This window comes from Flagellimonas ochracea (genome assembly GCF_009903685.1).
In the GTDB taxonomy this organism is placed as follows: Bacteria; Bacteroidota; Bacteroidia; order Flavobacteriales; family Flavobacteriaceae; genus Flagellimonas; species Flagellimonas ochracea.
Genome location: NZ_JAAABI010000002.1, coordinates 506402 through 531975, shown reverse-complemented (window position 1 = coordinate 531975; position 25574 = coordinate 506402). Strand labels below are relative to the sequence as shown.

Genomic DNA, 25574 nt, shown 5'->3' with positions numbered 1-25574 from the left:
TCTAGGGCATCAATATCTTATCCGAAACACTTTTGCCCCGAGGAATAGTCCTATCTTGAATGTCTATGCTCATGGCATCATAGGATTTTATATGTTCCTTGTTCACAATGTAGGATTTGTGAACGCGTCTAAAATTGTTGGGTAACTGTTGGAGGGCCCCTTTTATACTTCCATAACTGGTTATCTTGCTATCATCGGCAAGATGATAGGTGACATAGTTCCCCAATCCTTCCACATAAAGTATTTCCTGGATAGAAACCCTATGGGTTTTTCGGTTGGCCCTAATTTCCAGAATGTCATTTTCCAGGGCCTTGTTTTTATCCCGTTCCATGGACCATAACTGAAATAACTTAACCCCAAGAACGAAAAGAACAGTTGTATTGATTAGTACAATGGCCCTTACCCACATCATAATGCTGAACAATCCCGAACTGGTATCGTTCAGTAAGAGTTCTTCATAAAAAAAATGGATAAACACCCGTTGCATAAATCCTCCAACCAGCAAAGTGATTCCATAACCTACCAAAAAGTGGGCATATTTTTTCTTCAACAAAAACTGCGGCAACAGAAAATAAATGGTTATGTAAACAGCCAAAATACGGATGGGCAAGAGTATGAATTCCAAATAAAAAGAGGCCACGTATCCTTTGTCCCCGACCCAAATAAGGCCAAAAAGAACATAATAAAACAACCAAAAGAGGACGTGGGTCGCAATTCTTGAATTAAAAATGTAAAAACGGTCGCTCGATTTCATATCCAAGGAGACTACAAGTCATTGATCAGGGCAATTTGATATAAAAAGCTGCGCGTTTCATATAAATTAACCTGTCTCTAAAAATAGACATTCTAGTTTTAAGGAAATCATAAATCCTTATACATGAAACTCAAAAACAAAAGTTTATTAACAGGTGTTCTTTTCATATTGGTGCTCCTGCCCATGCATTCCCAAATGTTAGGCAGACGATGTTCATGGGAGGCCACCATAAATTCCCCGACAACAGAGAGACCGGGAGCGGAAATCATCAAAATAAATCCTAAAAGTGTTTTGGAAGAAGCAGGGTTTCAAACCGGAGATATTATTATTGAAGTTGACGGCCGGTTGATTAAAGACGATGAGGTCTGGACGGATGTTTCTTATGGCCTAAGGGCCAACAATCCAACCAGGATTGTTGCACTACGCGGAGCCAATCGCGTTGAGGCCATTGTGGAATTGAAACCTAGACCAAAGGAAACACATGATGGATTGGATACCTTTTATGAAGAAGTGACCAGTCCCTACGGCATTACTCAGCGTACCATAATCACCAGGCCCAAAAAAGCGGGCAAACAACCTGCCATTGTTTTGATTGGTGGTCTTAGCTGTTCCAGTATTGAAACCTATCCAGGGCGTAGCGGAAATTGGGTACAGACTATTAAAGATTTGGTAGAAAAATCGGGAATGGTGGTTATGCGTATTGAAAAGCCCGGAGTTGGTGACAGTGATGGAGATTGCGGTAGTTCCGATTTTCTTACCGACCTTGAGGGATATCGTGCCGCTATAAAAAGTTTAAAGTCCAAACCCTATGTGGATACTTCAAAAATTGTGGCCTATGGATCCAGCATGGGTAGTGCCCTAGCACCGATGTTGGCCAACGAATTTAATCTAGCCGGGGTTATTTCCGATGGCACTTTTTTCAAGACCTGGTTTGAGCACATGTTGGAAATTGAACGACGTATACTTCAATTTCAAGGGAACACCGAATCGGAAATTGTTGAAAAAATGAACAAGTACTATTTTCCACTTTACTATGGGATGTTGATCGAAAAAAAGACCTATCAGGAAGTGGTCGATGCCTATCCTGCCCTAGCGGAATACAATTATCATGCTCCAGCCCATATGTATGGTCGCCCCGTGGCATATTATCAACAATTACAGGATATTGATTTGGCCGGTCAGTGGGAAAAAATAAAAGTCCCCATTCGTATTCTACGTGGGGAACACGACTGGATCATGTCTGCCTTTGACAATCACATGATCATCGAAGTATTGAAAAGAAACGGGCATAATGACCATATTTTGTATGAATATCCGGGACTTGATCACTGGAACACCATCCACGAAAGTCCTAAAAACTCCTTTGAGGGAAAACCAGGGAAATGGGACGAAGGCACCATTAACCTAATCATTAAATGGGCACAGGATATAGTTGGTCTAAACAACTAGTTCCGTTCTAAGGAAAAGTTGGAATGGATATCCAATTCCTCCTCCAACTTTTCCTTAAATTCTTTCATTTGTGCTTCATTATATCCGTAAGCAGTCTTGAACTCTTCGAAAACGGGCCCCATGTACTGTCTTATGCTATCAATGTCGAAATAAAGCCGTCCTGTTCTTCTTATGAAGAAATCCAATGGATTCAACGACATTTCGTGGGCGATGGAAAATTGCACCTCAGCCCGAATCATCCGTTCTTGGGAATCGTTTTTCTTTAATGTTAGATAATTATCCCATATTTTTTCAGTCTGCTTACCGTAGGTGGTTACCAAATACCACGCATCGTACTCCGAGAACCCCTCTTTATTGAGACGTTCAGATACTTCTGCAATATATTTTTTGACATGTTTAAACTTTCTGAAATCGCTTCCAGCAAGAGGAATTTTATCGGTAGAACTGCCTTTTACCTTTTGTTGATGGTCTTCTTCCAACTTGTTGGCAATACGATTGACCACACGCTCTGCCATTTTTCGATACCCAGTAAGCTTTCCTCCAGCGATGCTCACCAATCCAGATTCTGATGTGAAGATTTCATCCTTTCGGGAAAGTTCTGACGCTGACTTGCCCTCTTCATGAATCAAGGGTCTTAATCCGGCCCATGACGATACAATATCATCCAACTCCAAATTGATTTTTGGGAACATATTGTTTACGGCAGATATTAAATAGATGGCATCTGCGATGTCGGTGGTAACGTGATCTTTGTCCAAATTGTAATTGGTGTCCGTGGTTCCGACATAGGTGACCTTGCCTCTTGGTATGGCGAACATCATCCGGCCATCGGGAATATCAAAATACACTGACTGTTTTACAGGTAGTTTTTCTTTTGGAAAAACCAAATGTACCCCTTTGGTCAAATGCAAACGCTTGCCTTTTTTGGAATTGTTCATGGCTCTAAGCTCATCCACCCAGGGTCCTGCAGCACTGATTACATATTTTGAATTTATCTCAAATTCTTTTCCTGACGTTTCATCGTGCACTCTTACTCCTGCAACCATGCCATCATCATAAATGAAGTCCGTAACCCGAGCATAGTTCAGAGCCTGTGCCCCATATTTTAAGCTGGTCTTAATATTTTCCAATGTCAACCGGGCATCATCTGTGCGGTATTCTGCGTAGTACCCTGCTCCGTTCAAAATCTTTTTTGGTAAAAGAGGTTCCAGCTTCAAGGCTTCTTTCTTGTCCAACATCTGACGTTTATCCTCTCCCGTGACTTGAGCAAGAATGTCATAAACCTTTAAACCGATCGAGGTGAGCCATTTACCGTAGGACCCGCCTTCAATTAGGGGCAGTAACATTTTTTCTGGCAATACCAGATGTGGGGCCAGCTTATGCACAATGGCTCTTTCGGAGCCCACTTCCTTCACCAGCCAAAAATCAAATTGTTTCAGATATCGGAGTCCACCATGGATGAGCTTAGTTGATTTACTGCTGGTACCCGAAGCAAAGTCCCCTTTTTCCAACAAAATTACTTTTAGTCCACGAGAAGCCGCATCCAAAGCGATACCTCCTCCGGTAATTCCTCCACCAATGACCACAAGGTCGAACGACTCCTTCGAGGCTCTTTCAATTATGTTTGCTCGGTTTAGATTGGAAAATCTGACATTTTCTTCCATATGCTATTTTTTGTTTTTTTTGAACTCATAGTCCCGTTCTACGCGACAAATACGCACTCTGTAACATGAATACCAACTCCGTATACCTTTTTTTTGTGCTATTTGGTGTTCCACATTGGACTTCCAAAGGGCAATGGCCTCTAAACTTTCCCAATAACTAACCGTTATTCCCAATCCATCCCTTGCACTTTCAACATCCAAAAAACCAGGTTGTTGTCTGGCTAGGTCAACCATCTTATTTGCCATTTCGTTATAATCGTGGTCGCCCTCGGTTCGGATGCTGGTAAAAATTACGGCATAATAGGGATTTTGTAGTTCCATTCAAGGGATATATTTTTTCTCTAAAAAGTAATTCACCAATGCTTCTTTCATTAGGACGGACTGCTCTCCAGCCTTCAAAGGCGGTAATTGCTCCTTTATTTTGAAATGGGGCCACCCATCCTCATCAAAAAAATCAAAATCGTAATATCCATAAGGCTCCAATAATCTACAGATGGCGACATGCATCAGATTTATTTTCTCGTCCTTCTTAAAACCTCTATGGAAATTGCCCAATTCTTGTACCCCGACCAAATAAATGATACCATCTATTTCCAAAGGGTCGCCATCCGAAAACTGTTTGGATAGTTTTTCGACCAACAAATCCCATCTTTCCCTCAGTTTTTCGTCTCTGGACATCTTAATTTTTAAGAGTTCCAAAGGTACAAATCAATATTCTATATTTGTTAAAACCGCTCCTATGAGTTTCTTGGATATTGTAATTGGAATTCTCTTAGTCTGGGGCCTTTATAAAGGCCTCAAGAATGGCCTATTCGTGGAAATAGCTTCTTTGATTGCCCTGATAGCTGGAATTTATGGGTCCATCCATTTCTCTTACATTACCGCGGAATATCTTTCCCAAAACTTTGATTGGGGGGAACAATATGTGAAGATAGCCGCTTTTCTAATAACCTTTTTCATTATCGTGGTGGCTGTTCAATTTGCGGGCAAATTTTTAACCAAAATTGCTGATTTTGCCATGTTGGGCCTTTTGAATAAAATAGCTGGAGGCCTCTTTGGTGCTCTGAAAGCGGCCATTATTTTAGGTGCTTTTCTCATCTTTTTTGAACGGTTAACGGACTCCTTCAGCATTATAAATGAAGAAACGAAAAAAGAGTCCGTTTTTTACGAGCCCGTAAAAGAAATCGGAGCTTTTGTTTTTTCAATGGTCCTTGAAGAAAAAGAGCCTGAAGCCCCTGAAGAGTCGAACCAACAGATTATATAAAAGGTATCTTTTCATCGACGAACGGCATAGGCCCTTACTCCAAAATAGCACTTAATCGTTCCATAGCTACCGTTTAACGTAGGAATATGCCCTCCTATGGAAATTCTATGGACTAACGCTTTCTCTCCATTAGATTAGCCTCGAGAACACTTAGGACCCTTGGAACAGGTCCAACGAACACTATTGAAAAATGAAACGATTGATTGGAGCAGTCTTTGTGATTGCAATGATGATGGGGTTGAGCATGTGCAGTACCTCATCTGCAGAGCAGGAAGAGCAGGAACTTATTGAGGCTCTTTCGGAGAATGAAAAGGAGACCATTGAACCCACTGAAATGGAAGGAACGCTATTGGACTTGGTCAATGCATACCGCAATTCCGTAGGAGTCGATGCTTTGGAGAAAAGTCCTTCTGCCTATAAATACGCCCAGGAACATAATGAATATATGATTTCCAAAAACAGTTTGAGCCACGACAACTTTGAGGAGAGAGCCTCCAAAATAGCCGAAGAGACCAATGCAAAATCGGTTTCGGAAAATGTGGCCCGATTTTACACCACTGCCGAGCAAGCTTTGGAGGGTTGGCTCAACAGTGCCTCGCATAGGGCAGCTTTGGAAGGCAATTATACACATACCACCTTGAGCGTTCAATTGGATAAGGCGGGCAGACCTTATTTTACCCAGATTTTTTTAACCATTGAATAAATAATTCTTTCAACCCTATAGCAAGAAGGCCCGTTTTGAAAGCAGGCTTTTTTTGTTTTAGCCTATGTTCCCAACAAGGTTTTTTTTACCTTTCCTAAAATGTTGATTTATGGCAATAAGAGCACCCTTTAATCTTCATAAATGGATTGAGGAAAATCGCGCTACATTAAAGCCCCCTGTGGGCAACAAAAATTTATATAAAGATGCCGATGATTATATCGTAATGGTGGTTGCGGGACCCAATGCCCGGAAAGACTACCATTATAACGAAACAGAGGAATTGTTTTATCAGTTGGAAGGAAATATTGAAGTGCACATTCAGGAAGATGGGCAGAAAAAAACCATGAAACTCGGTCCTGGAGATATGTATCTTCATCCGGCCAAAATACCTCATTCCCCGGTCCGCTATGAAGGGTCCATTGGCTTGGTCGTAGAGCGAAAAAGGGCTGGTATGAATGTGGATGATGGGCTGCTCTGGTTTTGTGACAATTGTAACCATAAACTTTATGAAGCCTATTTCACGCTTCTTGACATTGAAAAGGATTTTTTGGCGCACTTCGAGCACTTCTATGGTTCAGAGAAATTGAGAACCTGTGACAATTGTGGGACTGTGATGCCCGTTGACGAACGTTTTATAGCAAAAAAAGAATGATACTGTTACTAGCCAAGATCATCGTTGTCGTTGTGGCCTTGCTCCACATATACTTTTTATGGTTGGAGATGTTCGCCTGGACCACAAAGGCCAAAAAAGTGTTTCGTAATTTTCCCGAGGAGCTGTTTGAGCCAACAAAAACCTTGGCCGCCAACCAGGGGCTTTACAACGGTTTTTTGGCAGCTGGGCTCATTTGGTCCCTGCTTATTCAAGATGCCCTTTGGCAAGTATATGTGGCACTCTTCTTCTTGGGCTGTGTGGCTGTGGCCGGCGTCTATGGTGCTATTACCGCTTCCAAGAAGATTTTTACCGTGCAGGCGCTTCCCGCATTGATGGGAATACTGCTTTTTTTACTGCATCATTTGGCATAAAACACCTTAGTCTCTTCTGGATTATTTGTAGCTTTGCGAAAATTTAACAATAAACATTCAAAAAGTTATAAATGTCAAATATCGCAGCTTCTTTTGGTATCAATAAGGCCTTGGAACAACTTGGGGTCAAAGAAACCAACTTGGGAACTTCCATCGGTTCTGAATTCTTCGGAACTGGCGAAACCATAGCATCATATTCCCCGGTTGATGGAGTGCTTATTGCTAAGGTTACCTCTACAACCCCGGAAGATTATGAAAAAGTGATGACAACCGCGACCAAGGCTTTCATGGAGTGGCGAACGGTTCCAGCTCCCCAAAGAGGTGAAATTGTCAGACAATTTGGCGAAAAGCTACGCGAACTCAAAGAGCCTTTGGGGAAATTGGTTTCCTACGAAATGGGAAAATCATATCAGGAAGGTTTGGGAGAAGTTCAGGAAATGATTGATATATGCGATTTTGCCGTGGGCCTTTCCCGACAGTTGCACGGATTGACCATGCACTCCGAACGCCCTGGACACCGAATGTACGAACAGTATCATCCGCTTGGGGTAGTGGGTATCATCTCAGCATTTAATTTCCCCGTTGCTGTTTGGGCATGGAATACGGCCTTGGCGTGGGTATGCGGCGATGTCTGTGTATGGAAACCTTCCGAAAAAACCCCTTTATGTGGCATTGCCTGCCAGAACATAATTGCGGAAGTTTTAAAGAATAATAAGCTCCCTGAGGGAATTTCCTGTCTAATAAATGGAGATTATAAGGTTGGTGAGCTCATGACAAATGACAAGCGAATTCCTTTGGTTTCCGCCACAGGATCCATAAGAATGGGGAAAATTGTGGCCCAAAAAGTCGCTGCACGGCTCGGAAAATCTTTGTTGGAACTAGGAGGAAACAATGCCATTATAGTAACCCCAGATGCCGATATAAAGATGACAGTAATCGGTGCTGTCTTCGGTGCCGTGGGCACCGCAGGACAACGCTGCACCTCAACCCGAAGACTGATAATTCATGAATCCATTTATGATCAGGTCAAAAATGCCATTGTGGACGCCTATAAACAGCTTAAAATTGGTAATCCTTTAGACCAAAACAACCACGTGGGTCCTTTGATCGATACTGATGCAGTAGAAATGTATGAGAAGGCACTCCAAAAAGCTCAAAAAGAGGGCGGTAACATTTTGGTTGCTGGAGGTGTGCTTAAAGGTGAAGGCTATGAGAGTGGCTGCTATGTGAAACCTGCAATCGTGGAGGCTGAAAATTCGTTTGAAATCGTTCAGGAAGAAACCTTTGCCCCAATATTATATCTGTTGAAGTATACCGGGGGTGTAGAAAATGCCATTGCACAACAAAACGGTGTGGTACAAGGTCTTTCCTCGGCTATTATGACCAATAATCTAAGGGAAGCTGAACGATTTCTTTCCGCTGCTGGAAGTGATTGTGGTATTGCCAATGTAAACATTGGAACATCCGGAGCTGAGATTGGAGGCGCATTTGGTGGAGAAAAGGAAACCGGCGGTGGACGTGAAAGCGGTTCTGATGCATGGAAAATATACATGCGCAGACAAACAAATACCATCAACTATACTACTGAACTTCCGTTGGCCCAGGGCATCAAGTTTGATTTATAAAAAACGAAAGACCGCCATTCTTGATGAACCTAAGAATTGGCGGCCTGTTTAAACCAACTTAACTAACTCAAACTTAATTTGAATAAACCCTATTCCAGTGCCGGAACTTCGTCGGGAGAAATAGGGTTTCTTACCTAATATTTAATGCAAATTTCCACATATTAGAAGCAAGTTGAATCGGTTATCGTATCAGTGGTAAAAAAAAGTGTATGATTGGTATGCTTTTGCCTGTTTTTAGTGTTGTCCTTTCTCAATTAATTTAATTTTCTTGCTAACATCCTCATTTTGTTAATGTTAAATCTTATTTTTTTAAGATATTTTTAATATTTTAGGTAGACCGAACACATATCGACCTCCAATGAAAACACAGTCCTACCATTTGCTGGGGATATTGGCAACCATTGTTGTTGGAACACTGCTCTACATAAACCTATGTAGTGAATGTATCGGCTCCATAAACGCAAAAGTGGTTGGACAAGAAGAATCCTTCATAAAAACTAACCCGCCTCCGTCTCATTCATTCTCCATTGCTGATGGTTCATTTTCTCTTGAAGTCAAAGACAACTTCCGCTTCCACTATTCAGAACCATCATTTCAGATGCCCATTGCCGAGCCTTTGAAAAATGGCGTAAAAGATTTAAAAAAACACCTCGATTCCAATCCAGATAAAGTAGTTCATATTACGGGATTGTACAGTCCAGATGAAACAAACAACACCAATTTTTCAAACCTAGGTTTGGCAAGGGCCAACTCTGTTAAAAATCATTTTGTGATGCATGGAATTTCCTCTGGACAAATCCAGACAGATGGAAAATTAACCGAAAATATGACCCTGGAAAACAATACTCTTTATGGTCCTATTGCCTTTCAAATTTCCGAGAGGCATCCCATTGAAAATTAACCGTAAACCCGCTAAAACAATTACCATGAACACTGAAAATCTAAATATCTGGTGCTGGATCATTCCAATATTAATTGGTTTAATTTCTGGAATTTTGGGATATCTCATGGGTAAGATGAAAACTCCCTCAGTCCCAGATAATAAGGAAAGTCTAAAAAGTCTAGAAGTAGATAGCGCTAGGTTGAAAACCGAATTGGACGCCTGTAGAAAAAAGTTGAGTGCGATGGAAAAAATGCAAAAAACCAGCTCATCCTTAACCTCTTCCAAAGTCGCAACGCCACCTTCAACCTCAGCTTTCGATGCTGAAGCCGCAAAGGCAGCCCTGGGTAAAAAAATAAAACAGGATGATTTGAAAATAGTGGAGGGAATCGGTCCCAAAATTGAGGGATTATTCCATAAGTTTGGTATAAAAACATGGAAGGCCCTTTCCGAAACCACTACGGACAAATGTCAGGAAGTTTTGAATTCTGGGGGAGACCGATACCGAATCCATGATCCTGCTTCTTGGCCCATGCAGGCCAAAATGGCCCATATGGGCCAATGGAAAGAGCTCGCCCAATGGCAGGATGACCACAAGGCTGGAAAATTTTGATCAAAAAGCTAAAACTGTTTAATTGCGGCCCATTTCACTGGGATATAGGGTATGTACCGGGTCACTCTGCCAAAACTGCTTGGTGTCCACATCCATCATGGTCAAGCACCCTTTAAAAGCAGCCCCAGTGTCCAAATTCCATACGTTGGCCCCCTGTTGCGGTTCCACTATTCCAACTTTGGATATCGGGGTGTGGCCAATGAAAATCTCCTTGTAATGCATCAACCTTTTAGGAAAATTCGGGTCTTTAGGCGTTAGATTGGGATTCAACGCTTTGGCCAACTCCCAAAGTGTTCTGTCCCAATAGAATAATTGATCAAAATACTCAAACTCGATTCCCTTAAGATTGGTATACCCAGCATGCAAAAAAAGCCTATTGTCATCATCTAAGTAATGGTTGACAAGGTTGGCATAAAATTCCAAATGCATTTCCCATTCCTCATGGTGTGACTTAAGATAAGAATCCCTTGTTGCCCTGCCACCGTGTTCCAACCATTGGGGGTTTTCTTTTTTGGTCAACAACCACTCTCTGCAGAGTTCGTCATGATTTCCGCGAATGAAGGTACAGTTGTGCGTTTTGTCTAAATTCATCAAAAAATCGATGGTCTCCACTGCAGTGCTCCAGGCGTCCACGTAATCCCCTAAAAAAATAAGATGGTCCTGTGGGGTAACATTGGCACGAAACATTAATTGTTCCAATGCCCGTAAACCTGAATGAATGTCCCCAATAACCAACGTTCGCATCATGAGTTTTTCGCAATGATACACAACAAAAGAATCATCTCCCAAATTTTAAAATAAAGTTGGGGTCAATATTCCCATAGTGTATGTTGGGAAAATACATTTTACTTTTCTTAACGATGTATTTCATCGAATTTTGTAGGAATAATATATCCCTAGCATTGATTTTTTATTATATTAAGAGGCTAATTCATTATAATCAACCTCTATATGAAAAAATCTCTACTCTCTAAACCATTATTTTCTTTCTTCGCTTGTTTTTTCCTATTTATTTATGGATTCCAAGCCCAAGAATTAAAAAGAACACATGACGATTCTCCTCAAAAGGGACATAATCTTTACAAACAATCTAAAATTTATGATAGCAAGAAAGGTCCTGTAGGTGTTACACCTAAAGCTCCTGGCGATCGTGCCCTTGACCGATTGGCCTATGAATTTAGGCAAACCCAAGATCCTTTTACCAAGAGGATTCCGGAGAACATTCGCTTATTGGAGGCCAAATTCTCTGAAAATATAGACTCTACAGACATTCAACTTCAAATGTCCAAAACCTATGGTGGAGAAGCCTCTAAAAAAAAGTTTTTCTATTTCAGAAATCGAGGACCTTTCAATGTTGGTGGAAGAACGAGGGCTTTGGCACTGGATATGAGAAACGAGAACACCATACTTGCTGGAGGAGTCTCGGGAGGTCTTTGGCGTTCTACGAATGCTGGACAAACGTGGCGTAGGGTTACAAGAAAAAGCCAATCGCCAAGTATTACCTCCATTGTTCAAGATCCCAGAAAAAACCGACAAAATGTTTGGTATTATGCTTCCGGGGAACGATACGGAAACTCCGCAAGTGCACCAGGTGCCTTTTATCAGGGTTCAGGTATCTATAAATCCTACAATAATGGAAGAACTTGGTTTAGAATGCGGAATACTTCAGATAACGACGTCACCTCTTTTTCTTCTTTTGACCTTATAAACAGTTTGGCCGTACATCCTGAAAGTGGTGATGTGTACGCTGCCACTTTCGATGGCTTATTCCGATCTCGAAATGGAGCTCGGTCCTTTGAGGAGGTCCTCCCCAGTGGATTCGACAGCCAAACGGAGGTGTTGATTACTCCTAGCGGGACAATATATGCCACAGTGGATATTTTTGGAGGAGATAACGCCGGTTTTTACACCTCCCAAGATGGAGATATGTGGACCAATATTACTCCTGAAGGAATCTTTCCAGCCTATGGGAGGACCGTTATGGCCTATGATCCCTCAGATGAAAATCGTATTTATTTCTTCTCTTATGATTTGAGCAGTCTAGGTGAGGCTTTTTTATGGCGGTACCAAGCCGATGCGCCTACCCCCGAAGAGCAATGGGTCGATTTGACCGCCAACCTGCCCACTACTATTGGCGGCGTTGCCGGGAACCTGAATCTACAAGGAGCGTACAATATGGTGATTAAGGTGCACCCTACAAATCCCGATTTGGTGTTTTTGGGTGGCACCAACCTATATCGTTCTACCACAGGATTTACTACCCCTGCCGGTTTTGAGAGCTGGATCGGGGGTTACACTATTTTCAGCAATAGCTTTGCTGTTTATCCCGATCACCATCCTGATCAGCACAACTTGGTTTTCCTGCCCTCTAACCCGAATAAGGCCATCTCTGCCAACGATGGAGGAGTAAGGGTGACCGAAGATATCACCATAACATCAGAACCGGTGAGTTGGACCTCTTTGAACAATGGTTATATTACAACGCAACCATATGCCATAGCCATAGACCCCGAAGGAAACAGTCAAGATGTGGTTGCTGGTTTCCAGGATAATGGATCATGGTTTACCAATTCTATAAATGGCAACGATCCTTGGGAAGAAGATTTTGGAGGGGATGGATCTTACAATGCCATCGCTGATGGTGGTCTCACTCGCTACGTTTCGGCTCAGTTCGGAAATGTTTATCGTTTCAACTTCGATGATGCAGGCGAATTCATATCCTTCACTAGAGTGACCCCAGCGGGCGCTAGCGGTTTCGATTTTGTGGCTCCCTTTGTTCTGGATCCCATTAATGACAATATAATGTATATGCCTGCCGGTGACCGGATGTGGAGAAACAATAACTTGGATGAGGTGCCTCTCTTTTCAAATGCCCCTGCAACAGTAAACTGGGTGGAGCAAGAGCAGACAGCTACTCCAGATGGTTCTGTGATTACCGGTCTGGACGTTTCCAGATTTCCAGTGGCCAATAGATTGTATTATGGGACTTCAACAGGTATGATTTTCAAAGTAGACAATGCCAATTTGGATGACCAGGCGGTCGTGGATATTTCTTCGGGGAAAGGACTGCCTCCAGGTAATGTAAACCAAATTTACGTGGACCCAAATGATGCCGATCGGGTTTTCGCCGTATACTCCAACTATAATATTAAAAGTCTCTTTATGAGTGAGAACTCCGGTGAGACATGGGAAAGCATAAGCGGCAACTTGGAAGAGAACAATGACGGAACTGGGAATGGTCCTTCCGTACGTTGGTTTACAATAAATGGTAACAGCAATCTATACTTTGCGGGAACAAGCACAGGACTTTATGTTTCTTACTACCTAAATGGTGACCGTACTCGATGGTTTAGGGAACCTTTTGTGGTAGGTAACGCCGTGGTCCCTCAGGTAAGAACGCGAAAAGATGGTTTTGTGGCAGTGGCCGCCCACGGAAATGGTATTTTCAATGCTAAGTTTTTTACATTCCGTTCACCTGAACCAAAACTAAGCGTGGCCTATTTATTGCCTGACTTGTTATTGCCCATTGGCAGTCCAGATAAAGAAGTCAACGTCAAGGATTTATTTGTAAGCACCAATCCATGGAAGCCAATTTCGATAGAATTGACCAATTCCAATCCCGATTTGGTAACTGCAGTTTTAAAGGATGATGTCATCCAACTTTCTTTTGCCCCAGACCTGGAAGGGTCAGCAGCAATTGGTTTAATAGCCAAATCAGGTGGGGAGCAGGTAGCTGAGGGCTTTACCGTCACCTTGACGGAATTACCTATTTACGAACAAAATGAGGGCATAATAAGCAGTAGCCCTTCACAATTGTTTCCTGATTTTGGGGGTGCCTTGGCACAGTCCGCCGATGATTTTATCGTTCCTTCAGGAAGTCAATGGACGGTCAACAACATAGTAGCATTTGGTGGTGCCAACAACAGTCCTTCACTAACCAGTGCCACCATAGTAATTTATGAAGATAACGGGGGAGCCCCTGGTGCCGTGGTTTATGATAGTGGTGCCATTGCTCCTTCTTCAGAACCCAACCAAACTAATCTAAGTTTGGATCTCCCAGAACCAGTGGTTCTGCAGGAAGGTACATACTGGCTATCCGTTTATGCCAATCTTGATTTTTTACCAGATGCAACTCAGTGGTTCTGGTCCACACAAGCAGGATTAATTGGCAACGAGGCTAATTTTAGGGATTCGGCAGACCTCTTTGGTGTTGGCGCCATTGACTGGACCTCTAGATCCATAGCGTTTGGCACAGGTCCTGAAGATCAAGTGTTCCAGATTTTTGGAACAGTCGATAGTGGTTCTACCCAAGATACCGCTGCAGAAATCGCTCCATCGGAGACATTTGTCGAACAAGATTCCCAAAATTTGGCCACAGTTGAGACCAATGTGATCACAGCAGTGTGGCCCAACCCATCGACCAATGAATTCTATTTTGCCTTAAAAAATAGTGAGGACCGTAAAGTCACAACACAAATCTTTAATCTACTGGGGCAAAAAGTATTTGAAAGCAGTGAGATGAGTGGCTCCAAGCCAATCATTTGGAACGCTTCTAACAGTCCTGCAGGTATTTATTTTGTAAAAATCAGAGGACAAAAAACCAATGAGGATTTCAAGATTATTAAAAGATAGGTCATGAACAACATAAAAAAGGCGCGATTCTTCGCGCCTTTTTTATGAAATCCAATCAGCCCCAATCCCCGTATATTAATAAAAGTGCTTTTATGAAACCTCTTATTTTACTCCTTTTTATTCTTTTTGGAAATTCCTGTAGCCAGGAAGAAAACTCCTCCCCAATGGAAACCAACTCCAGTAGAAACAGCAATGAAGAAACACTTATAGAGCAAGGACAACTACTGGGTCCAAACGAGGCTTTACTCAAAATCAACATCCTCGAAGCCTCAAATCAGAACAAAGAAATTTGTGGTCTTTCCAAAGAATACGTGTTCCGTATTGAAGTAATTGAAGTTCTCAAAATTGGGGGTAGCGTAAACCATAAACTATCCAAAAGTGAAAAAATGGATGTTTCCTTTTTGTTTGAACCCAAAGATCTTCTTGTAAATACCGTTCTTGAAGTGAAGGCCAGGGAAGGTTTATGTCCAGATACTTCAAGCAGTTATTTCACTATAATTGAGCACAGAATTTTAGAATAGCACGTATTTTCTCCTTACATTGGATTACCTTTTGTTTAAACAATTACAATGAAGAAGGTTTTCTGTATCGGGGAATTACTGATAGACTTTGTAGCAGAAAAGCAGGGAAGTGACCTCTCAAAAGCAACTGCGTTTACCAAAAAGGCAGGAGGTGCCCCAGCAAATGTGGCCTGTGCCATAGCCAAACTCGGTGGCAAAGGGGTATTTATTGGCTGTGTTGGCAACGACCCGTTTGGTGAGTTCTTGCTGAACACGGTTAAAAAGGAAGGTGTTGACATTACCCTAACCCAACGTTCCGAGACGTTTACTACGCTTGCTTTTGTTTCATTGGCGGAAGATGGCGAGCGAGATTTTGTTTTTAGTCGGGGTGCCGACAAAGAACTGGAATACGATCCAAGCCTTCGTAAAAACTTCCCAGGAAACATTCTTCACCTAGGAGCCGCAACGGCACTCTTGGGCGGACCTTTGGAGAAAACGTATGGTAAGTATCTTTTTGATGGTCTTACCAAGGAAATGTTCATCAGTTTTGACCCTAACTTTAGGAGCGATCTTTGGAAAGGAAAAGAACAGCAGTTCATAAAAAAGTGCATGCCTTTTGTTGAAAAATCGCATTTGTGCAAGTTCAGTTTGGAAGAAGCACAGTTATTGTCTGGCAAGTCTGACCTAAGTGAAGCTTGTGCTTTTTTGCACGAAGTGGGTACCAAAATCATTGCAATAACCTTGGGCAAAGAAGGCACTTTGATTAGTATGAATGGAAACATGGAAACTGTGCCCAGTATTCCAGTTACACCTGTGGATACCACCGGTGCTGGAGATGCCTTTATTGGCTGTCTTTTATACCAAATTGCAAATCTTGGAAGCTTCAATCAAGTTTTTGATAATTTTAATCTGGTTTTGGAAATGGTGAGAACAGCCAACAAAGCAGGAGCCATTACTACTACCAATTACGGAGCCATCAATGCGCTCCCAACAAAATCTCAGCTTGAAGATTAAATGAACCAGGCCCATTTACACCGATTGCTTTCATCAAAACTGAAAGAACAAGACCCGGCACGGCTATTCAAGCTGCGGATGGCCACCAATGTGGGGCTTATTCAACACCTGTTCTTTTCACTATATCCTGAAAAAGAACATTTGGTTGATTTTAATAAATTACTCGATTTGCTCCCAAAGTTGTTTGCTTCACGTCCAGAAGAACTGAAACTACAAGATTTGCAAAGATTGGAAGCGGGCAATTGGTATCAGTCTGAAAAAATGGTTGGAATGCAGTTGTATGTGGAGCAGTTCAACAAGGACCTAAAGGGGCTTCATAAAAAAATACCTTATTTTAAGGATTTGGGCGTCAACTTTTTGCATCTGATGCCCATTACAACAAGGCCGAAAGGAGAAAATGATGGGGGCTATGCGGTAAACAGCTACGATAAGGTCGACCCAAAATATGGAACCAAAAACGACCTGCTAAAGCTCGCATCAGAACTGCGCAATCAAAACATGTACTTGATGTTGGATTTTGTGGTGAACCATACCTCCAACCAATTTCCCTGGGCCAAGAAAGCCAAACAGGGCAATAAAAAGTACCAGAAGTATTACTACACTTTTGAAGAGGACACCATTCCTAAAGAATTTGAAAAATCCCTTCCCGAAGTATTCCCTGAAACTTCTCCAGGCAACTTCACCTATGTTCCTGAAATGGAAAAATGGGTGATGACCGTTTTCAATGATTATCAGTGGGACTTAAATTATACAAATCCCACAGTGTTTTCTGAAATGCTCACCAATTTGGTCAATCTGGCAAACCTGGGTGTGGATGTGGTAAGATTTGATGCCTTGGCCTTTCTTTGGAAAAAAATGGGCACTATTTCACAAAACTTGCCTGAGGCCCATACTCTTGTTAGTCTTTTTCGGATGTGCCTTCAAGTGGTGGCTCCCGGAACCATTTTTTTGGCCGAGGCCATTGTGGCGCCAACACAGATAGTCAAATACTTTGGTGAAGGTCAAACAAGAGGAAACGAATGTGAAATTGCCTACAATGCTTCTTTAATGGCCTTGCTTTGGAATTCCATTGCAACAAAGAAAACAGGACTACTCTACAAAAGTTTGACCAACGTCCCCTCCAAACCCAAAGATTGCACCTGGATCAATTATATCCGTTGCCATGATGATATAGGTTTGGGTTACGAAGATCATTTCATCCAAGAAATGGGTTGGAATCCCCAACAGCACCGCAAGTTTTTGTTGGATTATTACTGTCAGCGTTTGGATTGGTCCCCAGCTATGGGTCTTTTGTTCATGTACAATCCCAAAACTGGTGATGGCCGGATAACTGGAAGTGCCGCATCACTTTTGGGCCTGGAAAAGGGATTGATCAAAAAAGACGAATCGCTCGTTGAACAGTCCATGGCGAAAATTGTTATGCTGCATGGCATAGTACTGGCCTTTGGGGGAATTCCGATGATGTACGCCGGTGACGAAATTGGAACCCTTAACGATTATTCCTTCCTAAAGGAAGATGCAAAGAAAGAAGACAGCCGATGGGTGAACAGACCCAAGCAGAATTGGAATGTCATTGATGCCTTGGATGACAGAACAACACCGCAATCTCAAATATTCCATACTCTTAAAAAATTGATTGCCATTAGAATGGCAAATCCCATTTTTGCAGCCCATAGCCATCCCATATTATATCATACTGGAAACGAACACATACTTGTTTTTGAAAGAACAAGCAATGATAAAGACGCGCTCCTGGTCTTATGCAATTTTGATGAAAAGCCTCAGGTTGTGGAAACCAGTTGGATTAAAAAACGAGGGTACTTTACCAAAGGTGAGCCCCAAGACTTGGTTTCGGATAAAAAGGTGAAGACAAACAGTGGATTACTGGAGTTGTTGCCCTATCAAATGCTCTGGCTGAAAAAATCTTAGTTGTACCTCACCTTTCTCAGAATACGTTGCGATTCTTTTAAAGACTGATGGATTCCGCTGTCATATTGTTTCAATAAAGGCCTGGCCGCATCCATTTTTTCCTTGGCTTCCTCAAAACCATTCAAATAGCAAATAAGATAGGTGGCTGGCAAATGGGTTAAGTCGTCATGCTCGGCATTGGAGAGCACAATTTTTTTTTCGATTTTTTGAAGTAATGCATTGTTTGCATTGAACACATGATGCAAGGTTTTCTTATCGTATTGCGGTGGGTCAAAAACCAGTTCGCTGTTCATAGTATACTTTCCGTTTTCAGAGAAGGTTATCACCACTTTTTCCAATGGATAATATTTTTGCTGAGACCCCAGTCCCAATTGAACAAATTCCAAAATGCTGAAGGTATCTTCATTAAATGAGATAGTAATTTCATCCAAGGCAGAATAAAAAAGCTTTACCTGTTCGTTGATGAGTTCAATATCCACCCTTGAATAATAGGTTTTGTTCTTGATTTTCTTTTTAATCCCAGCCCAACAGACCACAAATTGCTCTTTAAATACCTTGTAGTCGCTTGTAAGGTCTGGATGCCGATTGTTGATGAAGTTGATCACGGCATCCAAGGTGAGCTCTATATTGTTCCGTGCATGCTGCTCTATGGTGGCCACCGCTTTGGAATTGATGTCTTTCAATTCAATATCAAAAGCTTTGGGAAGGCTAATACTCCCCTCTCTAAAAAACACCGCTCCCCCATAGTACTTCCAAATATTTTTGCGCAAGGCACACACTTTTCCGTTGGAACGAATGGTCACTAAGCCGACCACCTTGCCCTCCGGTAGATGCGGAAATGGGATGTTTTCATAAGAAATAAGTGGTGGATTATCCAAATAGGCGTTGACCAAGTTCTGGATTTTGCTATCGTCGAAGAAATCGACCCCTACAATTTTGTTGTCCTCATCCTCAACGCCAATAACGATGAACGAATTGTTCTTCGGATTACTGTTGGCCAGTGCACAAACATGCTTCAGAAATTTTGCCTTGCCTTCTTTTTCGCCAATGGAGATAAAGCGCTTTTTGTCGTAGAAACTGTTTTCGTCGTTATGCGCCAGTAAATTTTTTACCAATAGGCGTTTATTGATCATAATTCTTTCTTCACAATGGTGCTGCTGGCCTGGGCCGTGGGCATCACCACCAAATCGGCAATGTTAACATGATAGGGTCTTGTAACCACAAAGTGGATAATATCCGCAATGTCCTCAGGTTTTAAGGGTTGATATCCTTGGTATACCTTATCCGCCTTGTCCAAATCTCCCTTGAACCGCACCTCACTGAACTCTGTTTCCACCAGTCCAGGATTGACCGCTCCTACTCGGATTCCATGGGCGTTCAAATCGATACGCATACCTTGGTTGATGGCATCTACCGCATGCTTACTGGCGCAATACACATTGCCTTTCGGATACACTTCCTTTCCTGCAGTGGAACCAATATTAATAATATGTCCCGATTTTCGCTCCACCATTTGAGGCAAAATTGCTCTGGACACATATAGGAGTCCTTTCACATTGATGTCCAACATGGCATCCCAATCATCAAGATTGCCCTGGTAAATGGGGTCTAGGCCATGGGCATTTCCAGCGTTATTGATCAATATGTCAATCCGCGAAAAATTCTTGGGCAAATCCTTTATGGCAGAAAAAACCGCCTCTCGGTCCCTGACGTCAAATTCAAGCGTATGAATACCTGTATTCAGGCCCAAAGTATTTTGTAGCTCTTCAAGTCGATCAGATCTGCGACCGCATAAAACCAAATTGTATTCGTGTTTGGCAAAAAGCGTTGCAGTGGCTTTGCCAATGCCGCTTGTGGCACCAGTGATCAATACTGTCTTCTTCATATTTTTCGTTTAAGGGACTTCATGTCCTTGGCTAGCCTCCAATAAAGTAAACCAATCCTGAAGTTCCAAATCTATTTCGACGGCTTTGACCGCTTCCATAATTCTTTCGTTGTTTGTAGTACCGATAACAGGATGAACCTTTGCGGGATGTTTTAAAATCCAAGCCAACAATAACTGGCTTGCATCCGCATCGTATTTTTCTTCCAGCTGTTGCATTGTCTTTTGTATTCGTTTGGTTTGTTCGGTTTTCTTCCGAAACACACTGCCAAGAGGACTCCATGCCATGGCGGCTCTTCCATGTAGAATGCAATCATCAAATGTGCCATCGTACATTGGGGTGGTGTGGGTCAGTGAAAACTCGACCTGATTGCATGAAACCGGAATCATCTTTTCCAAAAGGGCCACTTGGGAAGGAGCAAAATTGGAAACCCCAAATTCTTTTATTTTTCCATCCTTTAATAGGGCCATTGCGGCCTCTGCTACATATTCAGGCACCATCAAGGGACTTGGCCTGTGTAATAGAAACAAATCAAGATAGTCTGTCTTAAGCTTTTTTAGGGATTCCTCAGCTGACCAAACGATATATTCTTTACTGTAGTCATAGTGTTTCAGTCGATTTTTGCGACCGCTGGTCATCTGAATGCCACATTTGGATATCAATTGAATGTCTGTTCTGGCTATTTTGCTGTTTGCAAAAGCCTTTCCAAAATCAGCTTCCGTACCATAATCCCCGTAAATGTCTGCATGATCAAATGTGGTCAATCCATGTTCCAGGCAATGATCGATCAGCCCAATCATTTCGTTTGTGGAAAGCTTTTTGCCCCAACTTCCCCAGGTCATGCATCCAGAAATAATTCTTGAAAAAGTTTCCGTTAGTTCCATATATGCTGAATGTATAAAATTAAACCCTTAAAACCTTCATAAAACTAGGGGTTTGCCGATTTTTTTAACCATTAATTAACAGATGGATTTTAAATTAATTTTCATTTTGCACTTCTTAGTACTATGACATATAATTACACGTAACAATAAAAGTTTACATGGAAGAAAACACTACTATTGATATTAGTGCGGTGAATGAAAAAATAGCTCAGGAAAGTGCTTTTATTGATTTGCTAGTCACCGAGATGAACAAGGCCATTGTAGGTCAAAGGCACATGGTGGAACGGCTCCTGATCGGATTGTTGGGACAAGGACATATTCTTTTAGAGGGTGTTCCAGGGCTTGCAAAAACTTTGGCCATAAATACCTTGGCAAAGGCTGTTAAAGGAAGTTTTAGCAGAATACAATTTACCCCAGATCTTTTGCCTGCGGATGTCGTGGGAACCTTGATTTATAACATAAAGGAAAATGATTTTTCCATAAAGAAGGGTCCTATTTTCGCCAATTTTGTGCTTGCGGATGAGATTAACCGGGCTCCTGCAAAAGTTCAATCCGCCTTGTTGGAGGCCATGCAAGAAAAGCAAGTCACTATAGGTGATGAAACTTTTAAATTGAATCCTCCGTTTTTGGTCATGGCCACCCAAAACCCGGTGGAACAAGAAGGAACCTATCCACTTCCAGAGGCCCAGGTAGACCGTTTTATGCTAAAAACCGTAATCGATTACCCGAAGCTAAATGAGGAGCAACTCATTATCCGGCAAAATCTTCGCGGAGAAAACCAGCCCATAAAACCTGTCGTGACCATAAAACAAATTTTGAGCGCCCAGCAAGCAGTTCGTGAGGTTTATATGGATGAAAAAATCGAGAAGTACATTCTGGATTTGGTCTTTGCTACCCGATATCCCGAAAAATATAATCTCGAAGCGCTAAAACCACTTATCAGCTTTGGTGCATCTCCGAGGGGAAGCATCAACTTGGCCAATGCCTCCAAGTGCTATGCATTTATAAAGAAAAGGGGCTATGTGGTACCTGAAGATGTTAGAGCTGTGGTCCATGATGTATTGCGACACCGTATCGGCATAACCTATGAGGCCGAAGCTGAAAATATAACTTCTGAAGAAATCATCAACAAGATTGTAAACGAGGTTGAAGTACCGTAACGGTTCAATCTTTCGCGTTCTAAGTGCCACCACTCTTTTCGAACCTGAAAACCTGATTGTTTCAACCAATGGATACAAAAGAACTTCTTAAGAAAGTACGTAAGATCGAGATAAAGACCCGTCGTCTTTCCGATCATATTTTCGGAGGAGAATATCATTCTGCCTTTAAGGGGAGGGGTATGACCTTTAGTGAAGTTCGGCAATATCAATTTGGGGACGATGTAAGGACCATCGACTGGAACGTGACCGCCCGATACAATGAACCCTATGTGAAGGTTTTTGAAGAGGAGCGGGAACTTACCATGATGCTTATGGTCGATGTGAGCGGTTCCGAGTTTTTTGGCACCGCAAAGCAGTTTAAGAAAGAGGTGGTCACGGAAATTTCTGCCACCCTGGCTTTCTCGGCCATGCAGAACAACGACAAAGTTGGGTTAATACTTTTTTCGGATGAGGTAGAGCTTTTCATTCCACCAAAAAAAGGGAAAAGCCATGTACTTCGAATTATCAGGGAATTATTGGAATTCACCCCTAAAAGTAATAAGACCAATATCGCGGAGGCCCTCAAGTTCCTGACCAATGTGATGAAGAAAAAGGCCATTGTGTTTGTACTATCTGATTTTATTGCAGACGACTACGATAACACGTTGCGCATAGTGGGAAACAAACACGACGTTACGGGAATACGAGTTTTCGACCAACACGAAGAATCCATTCCCAATTTGGGCATGGTGCAGATGGAGGATGCTGAAACCGGTGTGCTCCAATTGGTGAACACGCAGTCCCGCAAGGTGCGCAATGCCTATGTGCAATTCCACCGAAGTAAGGTGGGCTACTTTCAAGAATCATTCACCAAAGCGGGGTGCGGAGTAATCCATTGTCGTACGGACGAGAGCTACGTAAAAAAATTGCTGGGTTATTTTAAACGAAGAGTGTGATGAATAAGGAACAAACAAAATTATGGTCTTCTGGCCCTCGTTTATGGGGTGCCATGGTCTTGTTTTGTGCTGTATTATTGGTTCCAGAGAAAGCTCTCGCCCAGAACACACCCAAAATTTCAACTGAAATTGATACAACGCAGATAAAAATTGGTGAACAGATACACTATAAGATTACCGTTGAAACTGATTCCACGGATATCGTTCACTTTCCTGAGGGGCAAACTTTTTCTCCATTGGAGACCGTTGAAGCCATCATGGCCGATACGATAAAAAACAAAAACAAGATTGTTCTTCAACGCATCTATGCATTGACCCAATTCGATAGTGGGGCCTACACAATCCCCCCTCAGCGAGTGGCAATCAGCGAACAACCCTTTTTTACCGACTCGTTCAGAATAAAAGTGGCCGACGTGGCTGTGGATACCACCAAACAAAAAATGTACGACATCAAACCCTTGATACAGGTGGAGAAGAGCAATGCTAAGCTATGGTGGACTTTGTTTTGGCTACTGTTGGCGCTTGGCCTCATTGGTGGGTTGGTGTACTGGTTCGTTCTGAGAAAGAAACCTTTGACAGAAGAAGAAAAAGAAGCACTCTTACCTCCCTATGACCGTGCTTTGCTGGAATTGAAAAAACTGGAGAACTCAAGATACCTCATTCAAGATGAATACAAGAAGTACTATTCAGAATTGACCGATATTGTACGATCTTATTTAGAGGAAGACGTTCAGGTTTCCGCATTGGAAAGTACTACTTCAGAACTGATCACAAAACTGGAAATGCTAAAAGATAGTGGAGAGCTCAACCTAGAGGATGAAACCATCATACAATTCCAAAAAATATTGCAGACAGCAGATTTAGTGAAATTTGCCAAGTCGAAGCCTGCGGTTTCTATTGCCGAACAAGACAGAAAATTGGTGGAGGACATTGTGGTGAAAACCCATGAAGCATTGCCCGAGCCCACAGAAGAAGAATTGTTGTTGAATGAAGAATACTTGGAAGAACTGGCAAGAAAAAAACAGCGTAAGCGAATCTATTGGACCGCAGCCATTTTCGTTGGGGTTCTATTTTTGGGCAGCGGACTTTCCGTGGCATATTTCGGTTTTAAAGAGGTAAGGGACACCGTATTTGGCTACCCTACAAAAGAGCTTTTGGAAGGAGAATGGGTGGCAAGCTCTTATGGATACCCTCCCATCGAACTGGAGACTCCAGATGTCCTAGTACGCCAAGAGGTAAAATTGCCTCCCGAAACGGAAGAACTTATCAAAGAGCTTCAAACGTTTTCTTACGGAAGTTATGTTGGCATCTTTTCAGTAGCAACGAGTTCAGTTACGTACAAAGAACAAACCGACCCCAATTTTGAAGTAGCCATAGGTTCGACTTTGGCCTCTTTTGAGAATTTGGGATTACGGAATATCATTACCAAACAAGAGGAGTTTGTAACAAAATCTGGTGTCCAGGGATTGAAAACTTATGGAACCGGTAGTTTTAAAGATGATGAAGGGGGTTCCTCGCAAAAGGCTAAATATAATATCCTAACCTTTGGCGGGAAAGGGTTTGTGCAACAAGTAGTAATTACTTGGGAAGAAGGAGATAATTATGCCGAGGATATTGTGTCTCGAATATTGAGCAGTTTGGACGTAAAAACACAAGTATAAATGTTTGAAAATGTAGAGTTTGCAAATCCACAGTTTTTTTGGTTGCTACTTTCGCTTCCATTGGCTTTGCTATGGTATATTTTCAAACACAAAAAAGAAGTTGCCTCGCTGAAAATTTCGAGCATCAAAGGTTTCAGTGTATCTCATTGGACATCTAAACTTAGGCCACTACTTTTTGTTCTCAGATTATTGTCCCTCGCACTGATCATTACTGCTCTGGCCCGACCACAGACCGAGGATATCTCCACCCGCACCAAAACCACCAAAGGTATTGATATCGTAATGGCCATAGATGTTTCCTCCAGTATGTTGGCCCGTGATTTAAAACCTAATCGCCTGTCCGCGCTCAAGGAAGTGGCAGCAAGTTTTATCAAAAAAAGACCCAACGACCGTATCGGGCTGGTGGGCTATGCAGGTGAAAGCTATACCAAAACACCTATTACCAGCGATAAGACCATTGTGCTGAACGCACTAAGGGAAATAACCTACGGCGAACTGGAAGATGGTACGGCCATTGGAATGGGGCTGGCTACCTCGGTAAACCGTTTAAAAGAAAGCAAGGCCATTAGTAAGGTGATCATTTTGCTGACGGATGGGGTGAACAACTCGGGCTTTATTGAACCAAAAACAGCCGCCGACCTTGCTGTGGAATTCGGAATAAAGACCTATACCATTGGATTGGGAACCAATGGGAATGCCCTATCCCCTATTGCGTATAATCGGGACGGCACCTTTAGATATGGCATGCGCCAAGTAGAAATTGACGAAGCACTTTTAAAGGAAATTGCCAAGGCTACGGGAGGAAAATACTTTAGGGCTACCGACAACGAAAAGTTGGAAGAGATTTATGACGAAATCAACAAGTTGGAAAAAACGGAGATTGAGGAATTTAAATACTACAAATACGAAGAAAAGTTTAGACCGTTGATTCTTTTGGCAGGGGCTTTGCTGTTACTGGAATGGGGGTTGCGCAACTCTGTTTTCAAAAGTTTTATTTAGAG

Annotated in this window: 24 protein-coding genes; 16 read left to right on the top strand and 8 right to left on the bottom strand. The window is 42.2% G+C overall.

The window, feature by feature from the left end; translation table 11 throughout:
- Position 1 precedes the first annotated feature (1 nt).
- The gene (locus GTQ34_RS08010; protein ID WP_166523250.1) at positions 2-754 is read right to left on the bottom strand and encodes a LytR/AlgR family response regulator transcription factor; all 753 of its coding nucleotides are present in this window, start codon (positions 752-754) and stop codon (positions 2-4) included.
- A gap of 123 nt (positions 755-877) precedes the next feature.
- Here GTQ34_RS08010 and GTQ34_RS08005 point away from each other — a divergent pair, with 123 nt between their 5' ends.
- Positions 878-2203, top strand: a complete 1326-nt coding sequence (locus GTQ34_RS08005) for a serine aminopeptidase domain-containing protein (RefSeq protein ID WP_166523249.1) — start codon at positions 878-880, stop codon at positions 2201-2203.
- Here the strand turns inward: GTQ34_RS08005 and GTQ34_RS08000 are convergent.
- The 3 genes from GTQ34_RS08000 to GTQ34_RS07990 are packed head-to-tail and all read right to left on the bottom strand — an operon-like array spanning position 2200 to position 4545.
- The gene (locus tag GTQ34_RS08000) at positions 2200-3867 is read right to left on the bottom strand and encodes a glycerol-3-phosphate dehydrogenase/oxidase (RefSeq protein ID WP_166523248.1); all 1668 of its coding nucleotides are present in this window, start codon (positions 3865-3867) and stop codon (positions 2200-2202) included. The two genes, GTQ34_RS08005 and GTQ34_RS08000, sit on opposite strands and share 4 nt — an antisense overlap.
- Before the next feature lie 3 nt (positions 3868-3870).
- Positions 3871-4188: an antibiotic biosynthesis monooxygenase family protein gene (locus tag GTQ34_RS07995; RefSeq protein ID WP_166523247.1), complete on the bottom strand. Its 318-nt coding sequence runs from the start codon at positions 4186-4188 to the stop codon at positions 3871-3873.
- Complete coding sequence (locus GTQ34_RS07990) at positions 4189-4545, bottom strand: hypothetical protein (RefSeq protein WP_166523246.1); 357 nt, start codon at positions 4543-4545, stop codon at positions 4189-4191.
- 61 nt (positions 4546-4606) lie between these two features.
- On the opposite strand from GTQ34_RS07990, the gene GTQ34_RS07985 reads away from it, so the two are divergent.
- The 7 genes from GTQ34_RS07985 to GTQ34_RS07955 all read left to right on the top strand — a co-directional run bounded on the left by GTQ34_RS07985 (position 4607) and on the right by GTQ34_RS07955 (position 9975).
- Positions 4607-5131 carry a CvpA family protein gene (locus tag GTQ34_RS07985; RefSeq protein WP_166523245.1) on the top strand — a complete coding sequence of 175 codons (525 nt, stop codon included), beginning with the start codon at positions 4607-4609 and terminating at the stop codon, positions 5129-5131.
- A gap of 190 nt (positions 5132-5321) precedes the next feature.
- Positions 5322-5834: a CAP domain-containing protein gene (locus tag GTQ34_RS07980; protein ID WP_166523244.1), complete on the top strand. Its 513-nt coding sequence runs from the start codon at positions 5322-5324 to the stop codon at positions 5832-5834.
- 109 nt (positions 5835-5943) lie between these two features.
- A complete protein-coding gene (locus tag GTQ34_RS07975) occupies positions 5944-6486 on the top strand; it encodes a 3-hydroxyanthranilate 3,4-dioxygenase (RefSeq protein ID WP_166523243.1) in 543 nt (180 codons plus the stop codon).
- Positions 6486-6857: a DUF1304 domain-containing protein gene (locus GTQ34_RS07970; RefSeq protein ID WP_166523660.1), complete on the top strand. Its 372-nt coding sequence runs from the start codon at positions 6486-6488 to the stop codon at positions 6855-6857. The genes GTQ34_RS07975 and GTQ34_RS07970 overlap by 1 nt, the downstream gene beginning before the upstream one ends.
- 71 nt (positions 6858-6928) lie before the next feature.
- On the top strand, positions 6929-8482 hold the full coding sequence (gene amaB / locus GTQ34_RS07965) for an L-piperidine-6-carboxylate dehydrogenase (RefSeq protein WP_166523242.1): 1554 nt from the start codon (positions 6929-6931) through the stop codon (positions 8480-8482).
- Between the two features lie 358 nt (positions 8483-8840).
- The gene (locus GTQ34_RS07960) at positions 8841-9383 is read left to right on the top strand and encodes a hypothetical protein (protein WP_166523241.1); all 543 of its coding nucleotides are present in this window, start codon (positions 8841-8843) and stop codon (positions 9381-9383) included.
- A 25-nt stretch (positions 9384-9408) separates the two neighbouring features.
- Positions 9409-9975 (top strand): hypothetical protein, encoded by a 567-nt coding sequence (locus GTQ34_RS07955; RefSeq protein WP_166523240.1) that lies wholly within the window; start codon positions 9409-9411, stop codon positions 9973-9975.
- 18 nt (positions 9976-9993) lie between these two features.
- On the opposite strand, the gene GTQ34_RS07950 is transcribed toward GTQ34_RS07955, so the two are convergent.
- A complete protein-coding gene (locus GTQ34_RS07950; RefSeq protein WP_166523659.1) occupies positions 9994-10719 on the bottom strand; it encodes a metallophosphoesterase family protein in 726 nt (241 codons plus the stop codon).
- Between the two features lie 207 nt (positions 10720-10926).
- Between GTQ34_RS07950 and GTQ34_RS07945 the strand changes: the two genes are divergently transcribed.
- From GTQ34_RS07945 to GTQ34_RS07930, 4 genes are all read left to right on the top strand, one after another.
- Positions 10927-14607 carry a T9SS type A sorting domain-containing protein gene (locus GTQ34_RS07945; RefSeq protein WP_166523239.1) on the top strand — a complete coding sequence of 1227 codons (3681 nt, stop codon included), beginning with the start codon at positions 10927-10929 and terminating at the stop codon, positions 14605-14607.
- A gap of 92 nt (positions 14608-14699) precedes the next feature.
- A complete protein-coding gene (locus tag GTQ34_RS07940; RefSeq protein WP_166523238.1) occupies positions 14700-15128 on the top strand; it encodes a hypothetical protein in 429 nt (142 codons plus the stop codon).
- Positions 15129-15176: 48 nt separating this feature from the next.
- On the top strand, positions 15177-16121 hold the full coding sequence (locus GTQ34_RS07935) for a carbohydrate kinase family protein (protein ID WP_166523237.1): 945 nt from the start codon (positions 15177-15179) through the stop codon (positions 16119-16121).
- Complete coding sequence (locus tag GTQ34_RS07930; RefSeq protein ID WP_166523236.1) at positions 16122-18050, top strand: amylosucrase; 1929 nt, start codon at positions 16122-16124, stop codon at positions 18048-18050.
- Here GTQ34_RS07930 and GTQ34_RS07925 read toward each other — a convergent pair.
- The 3 genes from GTQ34_RS07925 to GTQ34_RS07915 are packed head-to-tail and all read right to left on the bottom strand — an operon-like array spanning position 18047 to position 20817.
- Complete coding sequence (locus GTQ34_RS07925) at positions 18047-19183, bottom strand: ATP-binding protein (RefSeq protein ID WP_166523235.1); 1137 nt, start codon at positions 19181-19183, stop codon at positions 18047-18049. The two genes, GTQ34_RS07930 and GTQ34_RS07925, sit on opposite strands and share 4 nt — an antisense overlap.
- Positions 19180-19935 carry an SDR family oxidoreductase gene (locus GTQ34_RS07920; RefSeq protein ID WP_166523234.1) on the bottom strand — a complete coding sequence of 252 codons (756 nt, stop codon included), beginning with the start codon at positions 19933-19935 and terminating at the stop codon, positions 19180-19182. Before GTQ34_RS07920 ends, GTQ34_RS07925 begins: the two co-directional genes overlap by 4 nt.
- A 9-nt stretch (positions 19936-19944) precedes the next feature.
- Positions 19945-20817: an aldo/keto reductase gene (locus tag GTQ34_RS07915; protein WP_166523233.1), complete on the bottom strand. Its 873-nt coding sequence runs from the start codon at positions 20815-20817 to the stop codon at positions 19945-19947.
- Positions 20818-20975: 158 nt separating this feature from the next.
- Here GTQ34_RS07915 and GTQ34_RS07910 point away from each other — a divergent pair, with 158 nt between their 5' ends.
- The 4 genes from GTQ34_RS07910 to GTQ34_RS07895 all read left to right on the top strand — a co-directional run bounded on the left by GTQ34_RS07910 (position 20976) and on the right by GTQ34_RS07895 (position 25572).
- Positions 20976-21977, top strand: a complete 1002-nt coding sequence (locus tag GTQ34_RS07910; RefSeq protein WP_166523232.1) for an AAA family ATPase — start codon at positions 20976-20978, stop codon at positions 21975-21977.
- Positions 21978-22045: 68 nt separating this feature from the next.
- Positions 22046-22912, top strand: coding sequence for a DUF58 domain-containing protein (locus GTQ34_RS07905; RefSeq protein ID WP_166523231.1), 867 nt, complete (start codon positions 22046-22048; stop codon positions 22910-22912).
- Positions 22912-24573, top strand: a complete 1662-nt coding sequence (locus tag GTQ34_RS07900) for a BatD family protein (protein ID WP_166523230.1) — start codon at positions 22912-22914, stop codon at positions 24571-24573. Before GTQ34_RS07905 ends, GTQ34_RS07900 begins: the two co-directional genes overlap by 1 nt.
- Positions 24574-25572 (top strand): vWA domain-containing protein, encoded by a 999-nt coding sequence (locus GTQ34_RS07895; RefSeq protein WP_166523229.1) that lies wholly within the window; start codon positions 24574-24576, stop codon positions 25570-25572.
- The last annotated feature ends 2 nt before the right edge of the window (positions 25573-25574 follow it).

Bases quoted from the DNA above. Each gene is read 5' to 3' on its own strand.
- GTQ34_RS07990 (WP_166523246.1), bottom strand. From the start codon at position 4,545: ATGTCCAGAGACGAAAAACTGAGGGAAAGATGGGATTTGTTGGTCGAA.
- GTQ34_RS07895 (WP_166523229.1), top strand. From the start codon at position 24,574: ATGTTTGAAAATGTAGAGTTTGCAAATCCACAGTTTTTTTGGTTGCTA.
- GTQ34_RS07930 (WP_166523236.1), top strand. From the start codon at position 16,122: ATGAACCAGGCCCATTTACACCGATTGCTTTCATCAAAACTGAAAGAA.
- GTQ34_RS07925 (WP_166523235.1), bottom strand. From the start codon at position 19,183: ATGATCAATAAACGCCTATTGGTAAAAAATTTACTGGCGCATAACGAC.
- GTQ34_RS07920 (WP_166523234.1), bottom strand. From the start codon at position 19,935: ATGAAGAAGACAGTATTGATCACTGGTGCCACAAGCGGCATTGGCAAA.
- GTQ34_RS07910 (WP_166523232.1), top strand. From the start codon at position 20,976: ATGGAAGAAAACACTACTATTGATATTAGTGCGGTGAATGAAAAAATA.
- GTQ34_RS07915 (WP_166523233.1), bottom strand. From the start codon at position 20,817: ATGGAACTAACGGAAACTTTTTCAAGAATTATTTCTGGATGCATGACC.
- GTQ34_RS07940 (WP_166523238.1), top strand. From the start codon at position 14,700: ATGAAACCTCTTATTTTACTCCTTTTTATTCTTTTTGGAAATTCCTGT.
- GTQ34_RS07955 (WP_166523240.1), top strand. From the start codon at position 9,409: ATGAACACTGAAAATCTAAATATCTGGTGCTGGATCATTCCAATATTA.
- GTQ34_RS08010 (WP_166523250.1), bottom strand. From the start codon at position 754: ATGAAATCGAGCGACCGTTTTTACATTTTTAATTCAAGAATTGCGACC.
- GTQ34_RS07995 (WP_166523247.1), bottom strand. From the start codon at position 4,188: ATGGAACTACAAAATCCCTATTATGCCGTAATTTTTACCAGCATCCGA.
- GTQ34_RS08000 (WP_166523248.1), bottom strand. From the start codon at position 3,867: ATGGAAGAAAATGTCAGATTTTCCAATCTAAACCGAGCAAACATAATT.
- GTQ34_RS07980 (WP_166523244.1), top strand. From the start codon at position 5,322: ATGAAACGATTGATTGGAGCAGTCTTTGTGATTGCAATGATGATGGGG.
- GTQ34_RS07945 (WP_166523239.1), top strand. From the start codon at position 10,927: ATGAAAAAATCTCTACTCTCTAAACCATTATTTTCTTTCTTCGCTTGT.
- GTQ34_RS07950 (WP_166523659.1), bottom strand. From the start codon at position 10,719: ATGCGAACGTTGGTTATTGGGGACATTCATTCAGGTTTACGGGCATTG.
- GTQ34_RS07985 (WP_166523245.1), top strand. From the start codon at position 4,607: ATGAGTTTCTTGGATATTGTAATTGGAATTCTCTTAGTCTGGGGCCTT.
- GTQ34_RS07975 (WP_166523243.1), top strand. From the start codon at position 5,944: ATGGCAATAAGAGCACCCTTTAATCTTCATAAATGGATTGAGGAAAAT.
- GTQ34_RS07960 (WP_166523241.1), top strand. From the start codon at position 8,841: ATGAAAACACAGTCCTACCATTTGCTGGGGATATTGGCAACCATTGTT.
- GTQ34_RS07905 (WP_166523231.1), top strand. From the start codon at position 22,046: ATGGATACAAAAGAACTTCTTAAGAAAGTACGTAAGATCGAGATAAAG.
- GTQ34_RS07935 (WP_166523237.1), top strand. From the start codon at position 15,177: ATGAAGAAGGTTTTCTGTATCGGGGAATTACTGATAGACTTTGTAGCA.
- amaB (WP_166523242.1), top strand. From the start codon at position 6,929: ATGTCAAATATCGCAGCTTCTTTTGGTATCAATAAGGCCTTGGAACAA.
- GTQ34_RS08005 (WP_166523249.1), top strand. From the start codon at position 878: ATGAAACTCAAAAACAAAAGTTTATTAACAGGTGTTCTTTTCATATTG.
- GTQ34_RS07900 (WP_166523230.1), top strand. From the start codon at position 22,912: ATGAATAAGGAACAAACAAAATTATGGTCTTCTGGCCCTCGTTTATGG.